General features: G+C 71.6%; 14 protein-coding genes and 1 pseudogene. 5 read left to right on the forward strand and 10 right to left on the reverse strand.

The annotated features are described in order from the left end of the window. Positions 1-133 precede the first annotated feature (133 nt). Positions 134-325 (forward strand): DUF1059 domain-containing protein, encoded by a 192-nt coding sequence (locus ACFRMN_RS28040; RefSeq protein ID WP_249951105.1) that lies wholly within the window; start codon positions 134-136, stop codon positions 323-325. A 59-nt stretch (positions 326-384) separates the two neighbouring features. Here ACFRMN_RS28040 and ACFRMN_RS28045 read toward each other — a convergent pair whose 3' ends face one another. After that, positions 385-1,161, reverse strand: coding sequence for a VOC family protein (locus tag ACFRMN_RS28045; RefSeq protein WP_383024253.1), 777 nt, complete (start codon positions 1,159-1,161; stop codon positions 385-387). A gap of 145 nt (positions 1,162-1,306) precedes the next feature. Between ACFRMN_RS28045 and recQ the strand changes: the two genes are divergently transcribed. Next, entirely contained in the window at positions 1,307-3,268 is a 1,962-nt protein-coding gene (gene recQ, locus ACFRMN_RS28050; protein ID WP_383024256.1) for a DNA helicase RecQ, read from the forward strand. Positions 3,269-3,493: 225 nt separating this feature from the next. Here recQ and ACFRMN_RS28055 read toward each other — a convergent pair whose 3' ends face one another. After that, a complete protein-coding gene (locus ACFRMN_RS28055; RefSeq protein WP_383024258.1) occupies positions 3,494-4,069 on the reverse strand; it encodes a histidine phosphatase family protein in 576 nt (191 codons plus the stop codon). A gap of 218 nt (positions 4,070-4,287) precedes the next feature. Then, on the reverse strand, positions 4,288-5,724 hold the full coding sequence (locus ACFRMN_RS28060) for a PLP-dependent aminotransferase family protein (RefSeq protein WP_383024261.1): 1,437 nt from the start codon (positions 5,722-5,724) through the stop codon (positions 4,288-4,290). Here ACFRMN_RS28060 and ACFRMN_RS28065 point away from each other — a divergent pair. Next, positions 5,723-6,718, forward strand: coding sequence for a DMT family transporter (locus ACFRMN_RS28065; RefSeq protein WP_383024264.1), 996 nt, complete (start codon positions 5,723-5,725; stop codon positions 6,716-6,718). The two genes, ACFRMN_RS28060 and ACFRMN_RS28065, sit on opposite strands and share 2 nt — an antisense overlap. Positions 6,719-6,843: 125 nt before the next feature. On the opposite strand, the pseudogene ACFRMN_RS28070 reads toward ACFRMN_RS28065, so the two are convergent. Then, positions 6,844-8,081: pseudogene (locus tag ACFRMN_RS28070) on the reverse strand (glycoside hydrolase family 10 protein). Positions 8,082-8,273: 192 nt separating this feature from the next. Between ACFRMN_RS28070 and ACFRMN_RS28075 the strand changes: the two are divergent. Then, positions 8,274-9,134, forward strand: a complete 861-nt coding sequence (locus tag ACFRMN_RS28075; protein WP_383024438.1) for a 3-hydroxybutyryl-CoA dehydrogenase — start codon at positions 8,274-8,276, stop codon at positions 9,132-9,134. Positions 9,135-9,308: 174 nt separating this feature from the next. After that, positions 9,309-9,566 carry a hypothetical protein gene (locus tag ACFRMN_RS28080; protein WP_383024267.1) on the forward strand — a complete coding sequence of 86 codons (258 nt, stop codon included), beginning with the start codon at positions 9,309-9,311 and terminating at the stop codon, positions 9,564-9,566. A gap of 189 nt (positions 9,567-9,755) precedes the next feature. Here ACFRMN_RS28080 and ACFRMN_RS28085 read toward each other — a convergent pair whose 3' ends face one another. The 6 genes from ACFRMN_RS28085 to ACFRMN_RS28110 form a co-directional block, all read right to left on the reverse strand. Next, positions 9,756-10,286, reverse strand: a complete 531-nt coding sequence (locus ACFRMN_RS28085; protein WP_249951113.1) for an NUDIX hydrolase — start codon at positions 10,284-10,286, stop codon at positions 9,756-9,758. A gap of 86 nt (positions 10,287-10,372) precedes the next feature. Then, the gene (locus ACFRMN_RS28090; protein WP_383024269.1) at positions 10,373-11,713 is read right to left on the reverse strand and encodes a transcriptional regulator; all 1,341 of its coding nucleotides are present in this window, start codon (positions 11,711-11,713) and stop codon (positions 10,373-10,375) included. 413 nt (positions 11,714-12,126) lie between these two features. Next, entirely contained in the window at positions 12,127-13,251 is a 1,125-nt protein-coding gene (locus ACFRMN_RS28095) for a PP2C family protein-serine/threonine phosphatase (protein WP_383024272.1), read from the reverse strand. A gap of 204 nt (positions 13,252-13,455) precedes the next feature. After that, complete coding sequence (gene pheT / locus ACFRMN_RS28100) at positions 13,456-15,984, reverse strand: phenylalanine--tRNA ligase subunit beta (protein ID WP_383024274.1); 2,529 nt, start codon at positions 15,982-15,984, stop codon at positions 13,456-13,458. Next, a complete protein-coding gene (gene pheS, locus ACFRMN_RS28105; RefSeq protein WP_383024277.1) occupies positions 15,984-17,111 on the reverse strand; it encodes a phenylalanine--tRNA ligase subunit alpha in 1,128 nt (375 codons plus the stop codon). The genes pheT and pheS overlap by 1 nt, the downstream gene beginning before the upstream one ends. A gap of 123 nt (positions 17,112-17,234) precedes the next feature. Continuing rightward, the gene (locus ACFRMN_RS28110) at positions 17,235-18,440 is read right to left on the reverse strand and encodes an ATP-binding protein (RefSeq protein ID WP_383024280.1); all 1,206 of its coding nucleotides are present in this window, start codon (positions 18,438-18,440) and stop codon (positions 17,235-17,237) included. Between the last annotated feature and the right edge of the window lie 24 nt (positions 18,441-18,464).

Consider the following 18,464-nt stretch of genomic DNA (forward strand, 5'->3'; position numbering starts at 1 on the left):
GCGCCAGCATGGGCGGCCATCCGTGCGGCGAGCGGCCTTCAACCGCGACGCCGCACGCGCCTCGCCGGGTCCTCGTAGAGCAAACGGGTCTTCGTAGAGCAAAAAGGAGGAAACTGGTACGCGGAGGTACATCATGCGCAAGGTAGCCGACTGCCGGGATTTCCCGAGCGAGACGAATTGCACCCTCGCCATCTCCGGCGAGGAGGAAGAAGTGGTCCGCGCCGCCAGCGAGCACGCTGTGTCCATGCACGGCCACAAGAGCAGCCCGGAACTGCGTGAGCAGATCCGCTCCGCGCTCAAGGACGAGATGCCGCAGCACGCCTGAGGCCCGGCCGACCCGGCCCGACCCGCGTCGCGGGCCGGGCGGGGGTGTGCCGGAGGGGCCTACGAAGTGCGCGCGCGCCGGGCGCCCACCTCGAAGGAATTGCCGAAGGGGTCGGTGATCTTCGCCAGCCGCGCGTAGATCATGTCCGAGGGGGCGTCCGCCGTGCCGCCGGCCGCCACGGCCCGCTCCGCCGCCGCGTCCGCGTCGGCGACCTCGAACAGCGTCTGCCACGCGGCGGACGGCGCCTCCGGGACCCCCGTGATGCCGCCGATCTCATGACCGTCGGGCCGGCGCAGGAAGGTGAAGTCGACGCCCGGGAGATCGTCGTTACCGTCCAGGGTGAAGTCGAAGACGGCCGGGTAGAACTCCCGGGCCGGGCCCGGGTCCGGGCTGGTGAGGTCGTTGCGCAGGAGACTGCCCGGCTCGTTCACGGTCTCGCAGCCGAGGAGCGCGCGCCCCTCCCAGAGGCCGAACCGGGAGCCGGACGGGTCCACGGCGAGCGACAGCCGGCCCTGGTCCCCGATCTCCAGCGGGCCCCGCGTCAGGGTGCCGCCCGCGTCGACGATCCGCTTCACGGTGGCGTCGGAGTCGTCGGTCGCGAAGTACACACACCACAGGCCGGGGAGGGCCGAAGCGTGCGAATCGGAGGCGGGGACCTGCCGGAATCCCGCCACCGCCCGGCCGTGCAGACGGCACACCGTGTAGGCGGTCTCACCCGCCTCGTACTCCCAGCCGAACAGCGCGCCGTAGAACTCCTTGGCGCGCTCGACATCGGGTACGTCGAGGTCGATCCAGGTGGGGGTACCGGTCGGCTGGTTGCGGATGACATGGCTCATCGTTCGCTCCTGATCGCTTCGTGCCCGGAGTCTGCCTCCGTGCCGGGTCTCCGACGCTAGAGACGATGCAGGTCAGGACGTGTCCTACAGCGAGACCGACATCGATCGGCTGATCGGTGTCGGCGGACCCTCGTAGAATCGGCGGATGAGCTTCCCGGAAACCGGCACCCCTCCCGAGACGCACGCTGAAGCAGACCCTGAAGCTGGTCCTGAAACAGGCCCCGAAGCAGGCCCAGGGACGGGTCCTGAGACGGGTCCTGAAACGACCGAGTCGCTTGAGGTGCTGCGTCGCGTCTTCGGATACGACTCCTTCCGCGGGAGCCAGCAGGAGATCATCGAGCATGTGGTCGCCGGCGGCGACGCGCTCGTGCTCATGCCCACCGGTGGCGGCAAGTCGCTCTGCTACCAGATCCCCTCCCTGGTACGTAAGGGCGTCGGGGTCGTCGTATCACCGCTCATCGCCCTCATGCAGGACCAGGTCGATGCCCTGAGGGCGCTCGGCGTGCGGGCCGGATTCCTCAACTCCACCCAGGATCTCGACGAACGGCGTCTCGTCGAGGCCGAGTTCCTCGCCGGCGAGCTGGATCTGCTCTATCTGGCGCCGGAGCGGCTGCGCGTCGAGTCGACCGTACGGCTGCTGGAACGCGGCACGATCTCGCTGTTCGCCATCGACGAGGCACACTGCGTCGCCCAGTGGGGGCACGACTTCCGCCCCGACTATCTCGCTCTCTCCTCGCTGCACGAGCGCTGGCCCGATGTGCCGCGTATCGCGCTCACCGCGACCGCCACCGAAGCCACGCACGCGGAGATCGCGTCCCGGCTCGGCCTCCAGGACGCACGGCACTTCGTGGCCAGCTTCGACCGGCCCAACATCCAGTACCGCATCGCGCCGAAGAACGATCCGAAGCGGCAGCTGCTCCAGCTGCTGCGCGCCGAGCACCCGGGCGACGCGGGCATCGTCTACTGCCTCTCCCGGGCGTCGGTGGAGAAGACCGCCGAGTTCCTGGTGAAGAACGGTGTCGACGCGCTGCCGTACCACGCGGGGCTCGACACCCGTACGCGCGCCGAGAACCAGGCGCGCTTCCTGCGGGAGGACGGGATGGTGATGGTCGCGACGATCGCGTTCGGCATGGGCATCGACAAGCCGGACGTACGCTTCGTGGCCCATCTCGATCTGCCGAAGTCCGTCGAGGGCTACTACCAGGAGACCGGACGCGCCGGGCGTGACGGGCTGCCGTCCACGGCCTGGCTGGCGTACGGGCTCCAGGACGTCGTACAGCAGCGCAAGATGATCGACACCTCCGAGGGCGACGACGCGCACCGCCGGCGGCTGGGCGCCCATGTCGACGCCATGCTCGCGCTGTGCGAGACCGTCGAATGCCGGCGCGTCCAGTTGCTCGCGTACTTCGGGCAGCGAAGCACCGCGTGCGGCAACTGCGATACGTGTCTGACGCCCGCGGAGTCCTGGGACGGCACGGTCCCGGCGCAGAAGCTGCTGTCGACCGTCGTCAGGCTGAAGCGCGAGCGCAATCAGAAGTTCGGTGCGGGGCAGATCACCGACATCCTGCTGGGCAGGAAGACGGCCAAGGTCATCCAGTTCGACCATGACGCGCTGAGCGTGTTCGGAATCGGTACGGAGCTGCGCGAGGCCGAATGGCGGAGCGTGGCACGGCAGTTGCTGGCGCAGGGGCTGATCGCCGTCGAGGGCGACTACGGGACGCTGGTCCTCACCGACGAGAGCGGTGAGGTCCTGGGCGGGCGGCGCCCGGTCGTCCTGCGGCGCGAGCCCGAGAAGGCGGCCAGGCCGGCGCGCGCGGAGAAGTCGTCCAAGCAGCGTTCCGCACCTGTCGATCTGCCGGAAGAGGCCGTGCCGGTATTCGAGACGCTGCGCGCCTGGCGGGCGGCGTCGGCGAAGGAGCAGGGCGTACCGGCGTATGTCATCTTCCATGACGCGACGCTGCGCGAGATCGCGACGCTGGCTCCGTCGACGCTGGCGGAGCTGGGCACGGTCACCGGGGTCGGTGAGAACAAGCTGGCGAAGTACGGGCAGCAGATCCTTGAAACGCTCGGTACGGCGGTCGATACCGCGGTCGGTACGGCGGAATGAGCCTGCCCCGGTCGTCTCAGGCGCAACAGCGGCCACTGCCGCGCGTGCTCTGGATCGGCGGGCCGCCCGCGGCCGGCAAGACGACCGTGGCACGGCTGATCGCCCGGCGGCACGGACCGCGCTGGTACCGCCATCGCCGATTTCCCGGCACCGCCCGACGATGCCGCGTCCCCGCCGGTCCTGGCCCCGGGGCCCGCAGGGCCTGGGGTGTCTTTGGCGGGCCGGTCAGCCGCCGCCGTCCAGCCGCAGACTCCACCGGCCCGGGGTGCCCGTCAGGGTGACGGTCGACAGCGGCTGGACATCCACGTACCAGTACGTCCGCGGCGGCGCCTTGAGCGCGTACACCAGCGCGGCCCGTACGACAGCCGGTTCCGCGACCGCCACGATCGCGGCGATGTCCTGGGCGGGCCGGGTGTCGAGCCAGCCGCCTATCCGGGAGATGAAGGCCAGCAGCGTCTCGCCGCCGTGCGGGGCGGAGCGCGGGTCGGCGAGCCAGGCGTCGACGGCGGCCGGTTCGCGGGCTATCACCTCGGCGAGGGTGAAGCCGCGCCAGCGGCCCATGTCGCAGTCGCGCAGGGCGGGTTGCGCGAGCGGCGCGTAGCCGAGGGCGTCGCCGGTGGTACGGCTGCGCAGTGTCGGCGAGCAGTAGCGGAGGTCGGCGGCGGACAGCGGGACGAGGGCGTGGGCGACGCGCTGCATCTCGTACCAGCCGGCCCGGTCGAGGGGGCGGTCGTCGTCGAAGCGCTCGTCGTACAGGTCCGAGTTGCGCGCGGCGGCGACCAAAGTGACCCGAACAGTCATGGCCGCGATCGTGGAGCCGAAAGCCCGACCGGTCAAGGTGCGGCCGGTGGTATGGAGGCAACGATTCCGGATATCTGCCGGGCATGTTCCCGCGCCATACCCGGCAAGCGTCCCGCGCCGGAGCGGCCGTCCCGTGCCGCGGCGGCCGTCCCCGCGCCGGAGCGGCCGTCCCGCGCCGCGGCGGCCGTCCCGCGCCGCGGCGGCCGTCCCGTGCGAGTTCAGCCCAGCGCCTCGTCCCAGGCCGTACGGAGCCGTCGCACTCCCTCGGTGATCTCCGCGGGCCCCGCCACCGCGGCGAAGCTCAGCCGCAGATGGGCGGCGGGCGGTTCGGCGCTGAAATACGGGCGGCCCGGGGCGACCGCGACGCCCGCGCGCAGGGCGGCCGGGACGATGGCCTGTTCGTCGGTGCCGTCCGGGAGGCGGAGCCAGAGGTGGTAGCCGCCGGACGGGATGTACGGGAGGGCCGGCTCGGGCAGTTCGGTGCGCAGCGCGGTGGTCAGGGTGTCCCTGCGGGTCTTCAGCGCGGCGGAGACGGAGCGCAGATGGCGGTTCCAGGCGGCGGAGCCGACCAGTTCCAGGGCCGCTTCCTGGAGCGGGCGCGGTACGAAGAAGGTGTCGACGACATGGATGGCGCGCAGCCGTTCGAGGACCGGGCCCCGGGCGGCCAGTACGCCGACCCGCAGGCTCGGGGAGGTCGCCTTGGTGAGGGAGCAGACATGGACGACGACGCCGTCGGGGTCGTCGGCGGCGAGCGGTCCCGGCAGCGGGCCTGCGTCCTCGTGCACCAGCCGCCGTACGAAGTCGTCCTCCACGACGAACGCCCCGGCCTCCCGGGCGATCCGCAGTACTTCGGGTCTGCGGGCCGGGGACAGCACGGCTCCGGTGGGGTTCTGGAAGAGCGGCTGGCAGACGAAGACCCGGGCGCCGCTGGCCCGGAAGGCGGCGGCGAGCAGTTCGGGCCGTACGCCGTCGGGGTCCACCGGGACCGGTACGGGGCGCAGCCCGGCGGCGCGGGCGATCGCCAGCATCCCCGGGTAGGTGGGCGATTCGACCAGAACCGGCGCACCGGGCGGGGCGAGCGCGCGCAGCGCGGTGGTCAGCGCGCTCTGGCCACCCGCCGTGACGAGGACTTCGGCAGCCGTCCAGGTGTCCCCGATCCCCCGCGCGAACCAGTCGCGCAGCTCGGGCAGTCCGTCGATGGGCGGTCTGCCCCAGGCGCCGGGCCGTCTGCCCGCCCGCGCCAGCGCCGCGGCCATCGCCCGCTCCGGCTGGAGCGAGGGGTGCAGATAGCCGCCGTTGAACTCGATGACTCCGGGCGGTGGCGCGGCGAGCGTGACCAGTACTCCGGTGGCGTCGACCGAGCGCGGTACGAGTTCGGTGGCGGCGTCGGCGCTGAGGGCGACCTCCTGCCAGGAGGTGTCGCCCGGCGGTGTGGCGGCGGTCCTGGCGGGCGCGCGGAAGGCCCCGGCGCCGGGGCGGGTGACGACCAGCCCTTCGGCGGCGAGCCTGGCGAGGGCGCGGGAGACGGTCACCGGAGAGACGCGGTAACGGTCGACCAGCGCTCTGCTGGACGGCAGCTTTCCACCGGGCGAGTAGCGGTTGAGGTCCTGCTTCAGCGAATTCGCCAGTTCCGCCACACTGCTACGCTCGTGCATGACAGAACACGATAGCGCTACTCCCGCCATCCCGATAGCGGTCAGCGGCCAACCCGCCGCCCACACCGACGCCCACATGGACGCCGACGTCGACGGCCGCACCGGCCGCACCGGCCGCGACACCGGAAGCACTCACGGCACGCGCGGCGGCACCCTCCTCGCCGCGCTGGGCGTCATCGCCTTCTCGCTCACCTTCCCGTCCACCGTGTGGGGCCTGGAGAGTTTCGGTCCCTGGTCCCTCGTCGCCGTGCGCAGCGCGCTCGCCGCGCTCATCGCGGGCGGCTTTCTGCTGGCCCTCCGCGTCCCGGTCCCCGCACGCCGGCACTGGGGCGGACTCGCGGTCGTCGGCGGCGGGGTCGTGGTGGGTTTCCCACTGCTGACGACGCTCGCGCTGGAGACCTCCACCACCTCGCACGCGGCCGTGGTGGTCGGGCTGCTGCCCCTCACCACGGCCGCGTTCGCCGCCGTCCGTACGGGCAGGCGCCCCTCCAGGGCCTTCTGGCTGGCCGCTCTCGCCGGCGCCGCCGTGGTGATCGCGTTCGCGGTCCAGCAGAGCGGCGGGGCGCTCTCCTCCGGGGATCTGTATCTCTTCGGCGCCCTGCTGGTGTGCGCGGCGGGCTATACGGAGGGCGGCAGGCTGGCCGGGGTGATGCCCGGGTGGCAGGTGGTGGGCTGGGCGCTGATCGGCTGTCTGCCGCTCGCGGTGGCGGGCGCGGCGGTGGCGCTGTCCTTCGAACCGGCCCGGCTGACGGCCCACGGCGTGATCGGACTCGCCTGGGTCGCCGCCGGCTCGACGTTCTTCGGCCTCTACGTCTGGTACCGGGGCATGGCGTCGATCGGGATCGCCAGGGCGAGCCAGCTCCAGCTCGCCCAGCCGGTCCTCACCCTGGTCTGGTCCGTACTGCTGCTCGGCGAGCACCTCACACCCGCCGCGCCGGTCGCGGCCGTCGCCGTGCTCGTCTGTATCGCGGTCACCCAGCGGGCCGCCACCTGACAGCCACAGGAACAGGGACGGCGACAGGGACAAGGGACAGCGATAGCGATAGCGATAGCGATAGCGACAGGGACGGCCACTACCGCGGCGAGAGGACGAGTGGGCCCGGGAGGCCGTCGCTCAGCTCATCGGGGCACCCGCTTCCCGTAGTGGTCGGCCACCACCCTCGTCATCGCCCCGATCGGATCCGCGCCGACCTCCTTCGCGGAGAAGAAGCAGTGCCCCCGCGCCCCCGCGTACTCCTTGGCGAGGGTCAGATGACGGGACAGCTCGGCCGGGTCCTGCCAGGCGGCGGGCTGGGCCGGGTCGCCCGCCTTGTAAAGGGCCTCGCCGATGTACAGATCGACGCCCGTCCCCCGTACGACGCCGTCCCACCAGCTCAGCAGCTTCGCGTAGTCGGCGGCGGGGAAGCCGATGTTCCAGTACAGCTGCGGGACGATGTAGTCGATCCAGCCCTTCTTGACCCACGCGCGGGTATCGGCGTGCAGATCGTCGTACGTCTGCACCCCGGCCCGGGTGTCGGAGCCGAGCGGATCGGTGGCCGCGTTGCGCCACACCCCGAACGGGCTGATCCCGAACCGCACCTGCTTCTTGATCTTCTTGATCCGCTCGGCGGTCTCCCGCACCAGCCGGTCGGTGTTGTCCCGCCGCAGGCCGCCTTGTCCGGAAAGCCCGCGCCATAGCGCTCGAACTCCGCGTCGTCCTCGAAGACCTGTCCGGCGACCGGATACGGATAGAAGTAGTCGTCCCAGTGCACGGCGTCGATGTCGTAGCGCTTGACCGCGTCCAGCATCGCGTCCTGGACGAACGTCCTGACCTCGGGCAGGCCGGGGTTGTAGTAGAGCTTCCCGCCGTACGGCAGCACCCAGTCCGGGTGGACCCTGGCCGGATGTGTCGCGATGAGCCGCGAGGGGTCGGTGTGATTCGCGACCCGGTACGGGTTGAACCAGGCGTGCAGCTCAAGTCCGCGCGCGTGTGCCTCCCGTACCGCCGTACCCAGCGGGTCCCAGCCGGGGTCCTTGCCCTGGGTGCCGGTGAGGTACTGCGCCCAGGGCTCGTACGGCGAGGGCCACAGCGCGTCCGCCGTGGGCCGTACCTGGAAGACCACGGCGTTCAGTCCGCGGGCGACCGCCGTGTCCAGATGCCGGCGCAGCTCCGCCTTCTGCCGGTCGGCGGTGAGGCCCGGCACGGAGGGCCAGTCGCGGTTGACGACGGTCGCGATCCACATCCCGCGCAGCTCCCGGCGCGGAGCGTGCCGCCGCGGTACGGACGCGGCGACGGCCGCCACATCCCCGGCGGCGACCAGCGAGGTCACCACCCCTGTCGCCGCCACCACGAACCCTCTTCTGCCGATCCGCCCCATGCGCCGTCCCCTGTGTCCGGTCCGCGCGGCCGGTCACCGAAACCCGCACCGCCGTACGGGCTCAGCATGCCCGCCCCGGCACCCCGCCCACACACCCCGGCGGAGTAACGTCCTGTCCCGGGGCGGGCGCCGGAATCACACGGGGGACCTGCCGGGACACGGACCAGCGAAAGGCACGATGTGACCGACACCCTGACCGATATCGCCCGCGTCGGAGTGGTGGGCTGCGGCCAGATGGGCGCAGGCATCGCGGAGGTCGCCGCGCGCAGCGGCCTGGAGGTCAAGGTCGCCGAGACCACCGGCGAGGCCCTGGAGATCGGCCGTACCCGGCTGCACAACTCCCTCTCGAAGGCCGCCGAACGCGGCAAGATCACCGAGGCGGAGCGGGACGAGGCGCTCGGCAGGCTCAGCTTCACCACGGACCTCGGGGAGTTCGCCGACCGCGATCTCGTCATCGAGGCCGTCGTCGAGAACGAGCAGGTCAAGACGGAGATCTTCCAGGTACTCGATCAGGTCGTGACGCGTCCCGACGCGATCCTGGCCTCCAACACCTCCTCCATTCCGCTGGTCAAGCTGGCCGTCGCGACCTCACGTCCCGACCAGGTCATCGGGATCCACTTCTTCAACCCGGCCCCGGTGCAGAAGCTGGTGGAGCTGATCCCCGCGCTCACGACCTCCGACGAGACGGTCAAGCGGGCCGAGGCCGTGGTCCAGGGGGTACTGGGCAAGCACGCGATCCGCGCCCAGGACCGCTCGGGGTTCGTGGTGAACGCGCTGCTGATTCCGTATCTGCTCGCCGCGATCCGGATGTTCGAGTCGGGCATCGCGAGCCGCGAGGACATCGACAACGGGATGGAGTTGGGCTGTGCCCATCCGATGGGCCCGCTCAAGCTCTCGGATCTGATCGGTCTGGACACCGTCGCGTCGGTCGCCGATTCGATGTACGCGGAGTTCAAGGAGCCGCTGTACGCGGCGTCCCCGCTGCTCCAGCGGATGGTGGACGCGGGCAGGCTGGGCCGTAAGACGGGTGCGGGCTTCTACTCCTACACGTAAGGGTTACGGAGAGTCGCGAAATTCGCACGGTGTGTGCGAAGGGTGCTCGCATATGCCATTCACACACCCTGCTGCCCCGCACACAAGGGGAGTTGACTCGGTTCCACTTGGTCCCGGCACCACCGGGGCCGGGCGTAGAACCCTTGGACGACTTTCCCGAACAGGAGCGGATTCGTGACCACCCCCTCTGACCATTCCGTGGTCGGCGAAGAGTGCGCCGAGTTACGGCGCAGCCTCGACGTCGGTCTCGCCAGGACCGACGGCAGGCTCGCGTTACTGGCCCAGCGCAACGACCAGACCGACAAGGATGTGACCGATCTGGCCGCGCGCGTCGCGGCCCTGGAGCACGCCAGGTGGCCGCTGCCCGCCGTGGCGGCGCTCTGCTCGCTCGGAGCGCTGGCGGTGGCGGTCTGGCAGGCCCTGGGCCGATAGGGCGTGTCTTCAAAGTAGCGCCGTCCGCCTGAAGGGCGGGCCCGGCGGCGTCCGGTGCGTGCGATCGCAAGGCGGAGGGTCTCCCCAGTACTGGACGTACTGGGGAGATCCCGACAACGCCGCGAGCGTGCGTGCCGGACGCCGCCGGGCAGGCGGGACTTCGAAGACACGCCCCAGCCGGACCAGGGCTCAGCCGAGCCTCAGGTGATGGAGCATCAGCAGCCCGGCCGTCATATTGGCGGCCGGGATCTCGCCCCGGGCGATCATGTCAGGCACCAGCTTCAGCGGGATCCACTCCCGGCGCGAGGACTCGAAGTCGTCCTCGGGATGGCCGATGTAGGTGGCGTCCTCCGCCCAGTAGAGATGGTGCCTGGCGTCGGTCAGACCGTTGGACGGCTCGACCGTGAGCAGATGCCGGAGCGGTCCCGGGCGCCACCCGGTCTCCTCCTCCATCTCCCTGGCGGCCGCGGTCTCGATGTCCTCGCCGTCCTCGACGACCCCCGCGGCCAGCTCCCAGCCCCAGCTGTCGGTGATGAAGCGGTGCCGCCAGAGCATCAGCACCTCGTTGGCGGAGTTGACCGCCGTCGCCACGGCGACGGGGCGGAGCCGGATGAGGAAGTGGTCCAGATGCCGGCCGTCGGGGAGTTTGACGTCCGCGAGATTGACCCGGAACCAGCGGTTCTCGTACACGGTCTGTTCGCTAAGTTTCGTCCACTGCACGTTTCTGCCACCTTCCGACAAGTTGATGGCAATATCGCAGCAGCAGTCTCGGCGAACGGGAACGTGCTGGGGGCTCATAAAGGGGCTCACAGAGGAACGCGCAGCGCGCCTTCGATGAGTTCCGCCGTCTCCTCGGCGTCCGTGGATCCGCTGGCCACCAGCTGTTCCCGTACGGCGCGCAACCGGTCTCGCAGGCGCTGGGACTCCATCCCCCTGGCGCGCTCGGCCATTTCGGCCGCTGTTCTGGCGGCGCGGTCGGCCTCGCCCTGCCGCAACTCGATATGGCTGAGCATCGCGAGCCGGTGGACCCGGCCGCGATCGTGCGCCGGGGTGTCCACGGCCGCCGCCGCGTGCGCCCGTGCGGCGGCCAGATCACCGAGGCTGAGCAGCGCCTCCGCCACCTGTACGTTCACCAGGCCCGGCTGTACGTAGCCCGTCTCGTCCGGTTCGTGGCCCGGCCGGATGCGCTCCGCCTCCGTCTCCGCACGCCGGATACAGCCGAGCGCCCCGCTGCCGTCGCCAAGATGCGCATACGACTTGGCCTGCATCGCGTACAGATCCGTGGCGAGCGCCGGGGTGATCTGGCGCCCGGCCGTGCGCAGCGCCGCCTCGGCGAAGGCGACGGCCTGGCGGTACTCCCCCATGTGCAGCGACTGATTGACCAGCAGCGCGATCACATACGCGCCGAGGCCCCGGTCCCCGCTCGCCTTGGCCAGCCGCAGCGCCTGGTGGAAGTAGCGCTGGGCGAGCCCATGGGCGTCCGAGTCATAGGCGCAGATACCCGCCACCGCGACCAGACCGCCGGTGGCGCGGTGCAGTTGGCGGCCCAGCGCGTCGCTGTACCCGCCGCGCAGCAGCGGGGCGGTCTCCGCGTTGAGGAAGCGGACGATCCGCGCGCGGGTGGCGACTCCACCCGCCCGCCGGTACATCAGCTCGTAGTGCGCCCTGGCCGACCGCAGCAGTTTGATGTCGGCCGGGCCGACCTTGTTGCGACCACTGCGGGAGACATCGGCGTCCTCGGGAGGGTTCTCCCACTCCCAGACGGGCATCACGGCGGGCGTGCCGGTGACGGTGGGGGCGCCCACTATGTGCGGACGTTGCTGTTCGTCGGAGCGCCACAGCGCGGTCGCCCGCTCCACGAAACCGGAGAGCGGAGTGCCGTGCGGGAGCAGTGACTCCCCCGTCACCCCGAGCCCGATGTCGTCCAGCGTGAGCGAGCGGTGCAGCCGCTCGCTCAGCACCGCGCAGATCAGGTCGGGCACTTGGCCGCGCGGCCGCTGCCCCTTCAGCCACCGTGAGACGGCGGTGTGTTCGTAGCGCAGGGCCAGGCCTCTGGCCCGGCCCGCCTGGTTGACCCTGGCGGCGAGACCGGCGTGGGAGATACCCGCCTCGTCGAGCAGGGAATCGAGCAGAGAATTGGGGTGCATGAGTGCCCCTCCGGTGGCTCGGCCGAACCAGCGTAGTGGAACGGGAAACGCACGGGGTGTGAACGTAATGCCCGAATCCGCGCCCCGTGCACCCTGCCGCCGGAAACTCGGGACCGGTTGACTGAATCGCCTCGCAAAAGAGGCGCCGGGCCACCGGCTCCCCCTCGTACAGTGCGGTGGCCCGCAACCGCGCCGTCCGCCCTGCCGACCTGCCCGACACTCCGCGGCGGAGCGGACGGCGCGTGTACGAGACAGGGGCGGCCGGGGGCAGCCGTCGGCGCTTCCCGGCCGGGGGCAGCCGTCGGCGCTTCTCGGCCGGGGGCAGCCGTCGGCGCTTCCCGGCCGGAGGCAGCCGTCGGGGCCTTCCAACGGGCCTTCCGACAGGGTTCGTTCGGCGGGGGTGGTTCGCCGGGTCATCCCGGGCCGGGCGCGTGACTGGTGGGTTCTCGCGCGGGAACCCACGTACGGCACAGGCCCGGTCCGCCGGGCTGCGTCGGCACGCGCGAGGAATCGCCCACCGGTGGGCGGTCGTTGCGCAGCACGAGCAGCGCCATGTCATCGGTGATCCGCCCGCCGGTGTGCCGCAGTAACGCCGCGTGGACCTGGCGCACCACGGCGGCGGGTGCCAGGGGCGGGCCAGCCGCGGCCTCCGCGAGCGCTTCCTCCAGAGCGAAGAACCGCCCCGCCGAGTCCCGGGCGTCCTCGGCCCCGTCGGTGTGCAGGAACAGCGCCTCGCCGGGCAGCAGCGGACCGCACTGGTACGGCAGCAGATCGGCGGGCAGCGGAAAGGCGCCCAGCGGCGGCAGCGGTTCACCGGAGGCCAGCCGCGCGGCGCCCCTGCCGAGCCGATAGGGCCAGGGATGGCCGCAGTTGAGGGCCCGTACCTCCGCGTCGGCCCCGATCTCCAGCAGCAGTACGGTGACGAACTCCTCCGCCGACAGGGAGTCCAGCTCCTGGCCCGGGGCGGCGGGCGGCTCCTGGCGCGCCAGTTCCCGCAGATGGCGCTGGTGGGCCCGGTCGAGCCGGCGCAGGACACCGTCGAGTCCGGCCTCGTCGTGGGCGGCCTCCCGGAAACTGCCGAGGACCGCGGCCACCGCGCCGATAGCGGGCAGCCCATGGCCGCGCACATCCCCGATGACGACCCGCACCCCATGGGCCGTGGCCACCGCCTCGTACAGATCGCCGCCGACATCGGCGCCGCGCGAGGCGGAGAGCTGGCGTGCGGAGAGCGCGAGCCCGTCCAGCCGGGGCGGCAGAGTCCGGATCAGCACCTCCTGGGCGGCCCGCGCCACGGCCTTGACCTCGCGCAGCTCCCGGGCCGCCCGCCGCCGCACGCGGATCAGCAGATACGCCACCACCAGCAGGAAGACAACGCAGTTCACGATGCGCGAGAGCAGGTCGTCGCGGTCCGCCGCCGGGCGGGTCAGCTCCCAGGTGATCACCGCTGTGAGCAGACCGCCCGGGAGCGCGCATTCGACAAGGCCCCAGGAGGCCGGCGCTTCCGCCTGCGCGTCCTCTGTTGCCTTGGTCCGGTTCATCCGTCGGCCTCCCTCGGCCGTCCGGCCGCTAAGCCGTGGGGCGTACGTCGACCGTCTCGGCCGGATCGATTGTGTCGATCACGGAAGCCCCATGACGTGACACGCCAGGACTTCTCACCCGAATGAGTGAGGGGCGCATCCGATGATCCGGATGCGCCCCTCAAGGGCCGAGAGCCAGTACAACGACGGCGCACGGCAGGGTGGTCACGCGCCGCGCAGGACCGCCCCGGTCCGTTCGGCGGCAAGCGCGACGGCCGTGTCACGGGCCGCCGTGGCCTCGTCGACCGTCAGTGTGCGGTCCGCGGCGCGGAAACGCAGGGCGTAGGCAAGCGACTTGTGTCCCTCGCCGATCTGCTCGCCGACGAACACGTCGAACAGCCGCAGGGACTCAAGGAGGTCCCCCGCGCCCTCGCGCAGCGCCCGCTCGACCTCGGCGGCCGGGACCTCGCTCGGTACGATAAGCGCGACATCCTGCGTGGCCACCGGATAGGTGGAAATTCGCGGCGCCTTGATCACGCCGTCGCCCGCGCGCTCCAGCAGATCGAGATCGATCTCCATGGCGCAGGTGCGCTCCGGCAGCCCGAGCGCCTTCACGACGCGCGGATGCAGCTCACCGGCGTGGCCGAGCAGCGTCTCCTCGCCGTCCACAGCGGCGAACAGCGCCGCGCAGCGGCCGGGGTGCCACGGCTCGTACCGTCCGGACCGTACGGTCAGTTCGGCGCCGGCCTCCCGGGCGACGGTACGGGCCGCCTCGACGGCGTCCGCCCAATCCGCCGGGCGTCCCTTGCCCCACCAGCCGGCCTGCTCGCGCGCCCCGGCCAGCACGACGGCGGCGTACCGCGGCTGGCGCGGCAGCGCGGCGTCGAGCGCGGCCACTTCCTCGTCGGTCGGCCGCCGGTCGACGGGCAGCCGTACCGGCACGGACTCGTGGCCGGTGGGCAGGAAGACCAGCCCGGTCTCGAAGAGCGCCAGATCGTGCGACCCGCGGCCGTCATTGCGCCGCAGCGCCGTGAGCAGGCCCGGCAGCAGCGTGGTGCGCAGCGCGGGCTCCTCGTCGGAGAGCGGGTTGACGAGCGTGACCGTACGGCGCCGGTCGTCGTCGGCGGGCAGCCCGAGGGCGTCGAACGCCGCGTCGCCGAGGAACGGGTAGTTCAGCGCCTCGACATAACCGGCGCCGGCCAGGGCGCGGCCGACGCGGCGGTGCAGCCGCTGGCGCTCGGTGAGCCCGCGGCCGGACGGCGGGGTGGGCAGCGTCGAGGGAAGGTTCTCGTACCCCTCCAGCCGGATGACCTCCTCGGCGAGGTCGTTGGGCGCGCCGAGGTCGGGCCGCCAGGACGGCACGGTGACGACCAGCTCGTCCTGGCCGTAGACGTCGCAGCCGATCTGCTGGAGCCGCCGTACGACGATCTCCCGGCCGTACGCGACACCGGCGACCCGGTCGGGGTGGTCGGCGGGCATCACGATGGTGTGCGGCGCGGAGGGCGCGATGACTTCGGTGACCCCGGCCCCGGCGGAGCCGCCCGCGAGCAGCACCAGCAGGTCGACGGTCCGCTGCGCGGCGGCGGCCGCGGCCTGCGGGTCGACCCCGCGCTCGAAGCGCTTGGACGCCTCGGAGGCCAGCTTGTGGCGGCGCGCGGTACGGGCGATGGAGATCGCGTCGAAGTGCGCGGCCTCGATCACCACATCGGTGGTGCCCTGGGCCTCGCCGGTCTCCGGATGGATCGTGGTGTCGGCGATCTCGGTGTTCGCGCCGCCCATCACTCCCGCGAGGCCGATGGGCCCGCGGTCGTCGGTGATGACCAGGTCCTGGGCGTCCAGTACCCGCTGGACACCGTCGAGCGTGGTGATCTTCTCGCCCGCGTGGGCACGGCGGACGCCGATCGCGCCCTCCAGCCGGGTGCTGTCGTACGCGTGCAGCGGCTGGCCGAGCTCCAGCATCACGTAGTTGGTGATGTCGACCGCGAGCGAGATCGGCCGCATCCCGGCCTTCTGGAGCCGGCGGCGCAGCCAGATGGGGCTGTGCGCCTCCGGGTCGAGGCCGGTGACCGTACGGGCGGTGAAGCGGTCGCAGCCCCTCGGGTCGGCGATCTTCACCGGGTGGCCGTACGAGTTGGGCGCGGGCACGTCGAGCAGCGCGGGGTCACGCAGGGTGAGTCCGTACGCGATGGCGGTCTCGCGGGCGACTCCGCGCAGCGAGAGGCAGTAGCCGCGGTCGGGCGTGACGGCGATGTCCAGGACCTCGTCCACCAGCTCCAGGAGCGCGATGGCGTCGGTGCCGGCCTCATGCTCGGGCGGGAGCACGATGATGCCGCCCGAGCCGTCATCGCCCATGCCCAGCTCGTCGCCGGAGCAGATCATGCCGTGGGAGGTCTTGCCGTACGTCTTGCGCGCCGCGATCGCGAAGTCGCCAGGAAGGACCGCGCCGGGGAGGACCACGACGACCTTGTCGCCGACGGAGAAGTTCCGGGCGCCGCAGACGATCTCCTGCGGCTCGCCGGTGCCGTTGGCCGTGCCGACATCCACCGTGCAGAAGCGGATGGGCTTCTTGAAGCCCTCCAGCTCCTCGATCGTGAGCACCTTGCCGACGACGAGGGGGCCCTTGAGGCCGGCGCCGAGCTGCTCGACGGTCTCGACCTCCAGACCGGCGGAGACGAGCTTGGCCTGGACGTCACGGCCGGTCTCCGTCGCCGGCAGGTCGACGTACTCCCGCAGCCAGGAAAGCGGGACGCGCATCAGATCTCCATCCCGAACGGCCGGGTGAACCGGACGTCACCCTCGACCATGTCTCGCATGTCTTCGACGTTGTGGCGGAACATCAGCATCCGTTCGATCCCGAACCCGAAGGCGAATCCGCTGTACTTCTCGGGGTCGACACCGCAGGCGACGAGCACCTTGGGGTTGACCATGCCGCAGCCGCCCAGCTCGATCCATCCCTCGCTGCCACAGGTACGGCAGGGGCGGTCGGGGTTGCCGACCGAGGCGCCCCGGCACACGTAACAGACCATGTCCATCTCGGCGGACGGCTCGGTGAAGGGGAAGAAGTTCGGGCGGAGCCGGGTCTTCATGTCCGCGCCGAAGAGCGCCTGGACCATGTGGTCCAGGGTGCCCTTGAGGTCGGCCATGGTCAGGCCCTCGTCAACGGCGAGCAGCTCGATCTGGTGGAAGACCGGGGTGTGCGTGGCGTCCAGCTCGTCGGTGCGGTAGACCCGCCCCGGGCAGACGATGTACACGGGCGGCTCACGGTCGAGCAGGGCACGCGCCTGGACCGGCGAGGTGTGGGTACGGAGCACCACACCCGACTCGTCGCCCTCTGTGCCCTTGGGGCCCTGGACGAAGAAGGTGTCCTGCATCTGCCGCGCCGGGTGGTCGGGCACGAAGTTGAGCGCGTCGAAGTTGAACCACTCCGCCTCGGCCTCGGGGCCCTCGGCGACCTCGTAGCCCATGGCCACGAAGACGTCCGCGACCCGCTCCATGAAGCTGGTCAGCGGGTGGCGGGCGCCGGGCGGGGTGCGGTCGTGCGGCAGCGTGACATCCACCGCCTCCTCGACCAGCACCCGGGCGTCCCGCTCGGCCTCCAGCTCGCTCTGGCGGGCGGCCAGGGCCTTGCTGACGGCGCCGCGGGCCTGGCCCACGCGCTTGCCCGCCTCGGCCTTGGCCTGCGGGGGCAGGGCGCCGATCTCGCGGTTGGCGAGGGCGAGCGGCGAGGTGCCCCCGGTGTGCGCGGTCTTCGAGTGGGCGAGCGCGTCGAGATCACCGGCGGCGGCGAAGGCGGCGAGCGCCGCGTCCCGCATCCGCTCGATCTCTTCCGGTTTCAGTGCCTCGACCTCGACTGGGTCGTACGACTTGTTGGGTGCCGACATCTCTTCCGTACTTCCGTTTGGCTGGCGAAACGACCCTGCTCGATCACTGGGGCGCGCGAAGGCGTGAAGGTGCCAAAAGTCGAGTCTAAAGGTCGTACGAAGGTGAGGAAGCCCGTGGGCCGCTCAGGACAGGTAGGCCGGAGCGCCGACGGGCAGGATAAATCGGAACTCGGCACCGCCGCCGGGTCCGCGGCCGACGGTGATCGTCCCGCCGTGCGCCTCGACGATGCCCTTGACGATATACAGGCCCAGGCCGGTCCCGCCGCGCTTGCTCCCCCGCCAGAAGCGGGTGAAGACACGGCCCATCGACTCCTCGGGGATGCCGGGACCCTCGTCGCACACGGTGACGGCCGTTCCCTTCTCTGTCTCCGTCTCGGTTTCCGGCCGCTCCGCGTGCCTGAGCGTCACGGCGGCCACTTCAATGGTGACGGTTCCCTCGCCGTGGCGCACCGCGTTTTCCAGCAGATTGCCGAGCACCTGATCGATTTTGTCGGGATCCGCCCACAGATCGGGCAGCGGCTGCTCTATCCGTACGAGGAACCGGTCCGGCGACTGGCCCGCGGCGGTGTGCGACTGGACATGGCGTCCGACGGCCGCGCCGATGTCCACCGGCTGCCGGCGCACCTCCAGCCGGCCCGAATCGATCCGGGAGATGTCCAGCAGCTCCGCGATCAGCCGGGTGACCCGATTGGCGTCGGCGTCGACGGTCTCCAGCATCAGCCGCTTCTGGTCATCGGTGAAGCGCTCCCACTTGGCGAGCAGCGTCGCCGTGAACCCCTTCACGGAGGTGAGCGGGGAGCGCAGCTCATGGGCGACGGTCGCGATCAGTTCGGCATGGCTCAGTTCGGTGCGGCGGCGCGCCTCCGTGCCCCGGATGGAGATGACCAGCCGGCGTACGGGCCCGGTCGGGTACGCGCGTACGTAGCGGGCGGAGACCAGGACCTCCCGGCCGCCCGGCAGCAGCAGATTGCGCTCGGGCTGGCCGACCCGGGTGGCGAGGCCGCCGTACGGATCGGTCAGCGCCCACCAGCGGCGGCCCTTCAGGTCCTCCAGCGGCAGCGCCCGTTCCAGCGAGCGGCCGAGGGCGTCGGCGCACGGGACGGCGGTGATCCGGGCCGCGGCGGCGTTGAAGCAGATCACCCGGCCGGTCTCGTCGGCGACCACCAGCCCGTCGGGCAGTTCGTCGGGGTGCATCCCCCAGTCGCCCGCGCCGATCCGTTCATCCATACCGGTCCGCTCGTCCGGCCCGGGCGGCTCACCCGCGCCGGTCCCGTACGGGGGCGGTAAGGCTCCCTGGACCGCGGCGGGTCCGCTCGCCCCGACACTCATCCCCGCATCCCACCTCTTCCGTGT

The sequence above is a fragment of the Streptomyces sp. NPDC056835 genome (assembly GCF_042789485.1).
Lineage (GTDB): Bacteria > Actinomycetota > Actinomycetes > Streptomycetales > Streptomycetaceae > Streptomyces.

What these genes read in the sequence shown, in the direction of transcription:
- ACFRMN_RS28045 (WP_383024253.1), bottom strand. Translation starts at nt 1,161, where the DNA reads ATGAGCCATGTCATCCGCAACCAGCCGACCGGTACCCCCACCTGGATC.
- pheS (WP_383024277.1), bottom strand. Translation starts at nt 17,111, where the DNA reads ATGTCGGCACCCAACAAGTCGTACGACCCAGTCGAGGTCGAGGCACTG.
- ACFRMN_RS28055 (WP_383024258.1), bottom strand. Translation starts at nt 4,069, where the DNA reads ATGACTGTTCGGGTCACTTTGGTCGCCGCCGCGCGCAACTCGGACCTG.
- recQ (WP_383024256.1), top strand. Translation starts at nt 1,307, where the DNA reads ATGAGCTTCCCGGAAACCGGCACCCCTCCCGAGACGCACGCTGAAGCA.
- ACFRMN_RS28040 (WP_249951105.1), top strand. Translation starts at nt 134, where the DNA reads ATGCGCAAGGTAGCCGACTGCCGGGATTTCCCGAGCGAGACGAATTGC.
- ACFRMN_RS28065 (WP_383024264.1), top strand. Translation starts at nt 5,723, where the DNA reads ATGACAGAACACGATAGCGCTACTCCCGCCATCCCGATAGCGGTCAGC.
- ACFRMN_RS28110 (WP_383024280.1), bottom strand. Translation starts at nt 18,440, where the DNA reads ATGAGTGTCGGGGCGAGCGGACCCGCCGCGGTCCAGGGAGCCTTACCG.
- ACFRMN_RS28095 (WP_383024272.1), bottom strand. Translation starts at nt 13,251, where the DNA reads ATGAACCGGACCAAGGCAACAGAGGACGCGCAGGCGGAAGCGCCGGCC.
- ACFRMN_RS28060 (WP_383024261.1), bottom strand. Translation starts at nt 5,724, where the DNA reads ATGCACGAGCGTAGCAGTGTGGCGGAACTGGCGAATTCGCTGAAGCAG.
- ACFRMN_RS28090 (WP_383024269.1), bottom strand. Translation starts at nt 11,713, where the DNA reads ATGCACCCCAATTCTCTGCTCGATTCCCTGCTCGACGAGGCGGGTATC.
- pheT (WP_383024274.1), bottom strand. Translation starts at nt 15,984, where the DNA reads ATGCGCGTCCCGCTTTCCTGGCTGCGGGAGTACGTCGACCTGCCGGCG.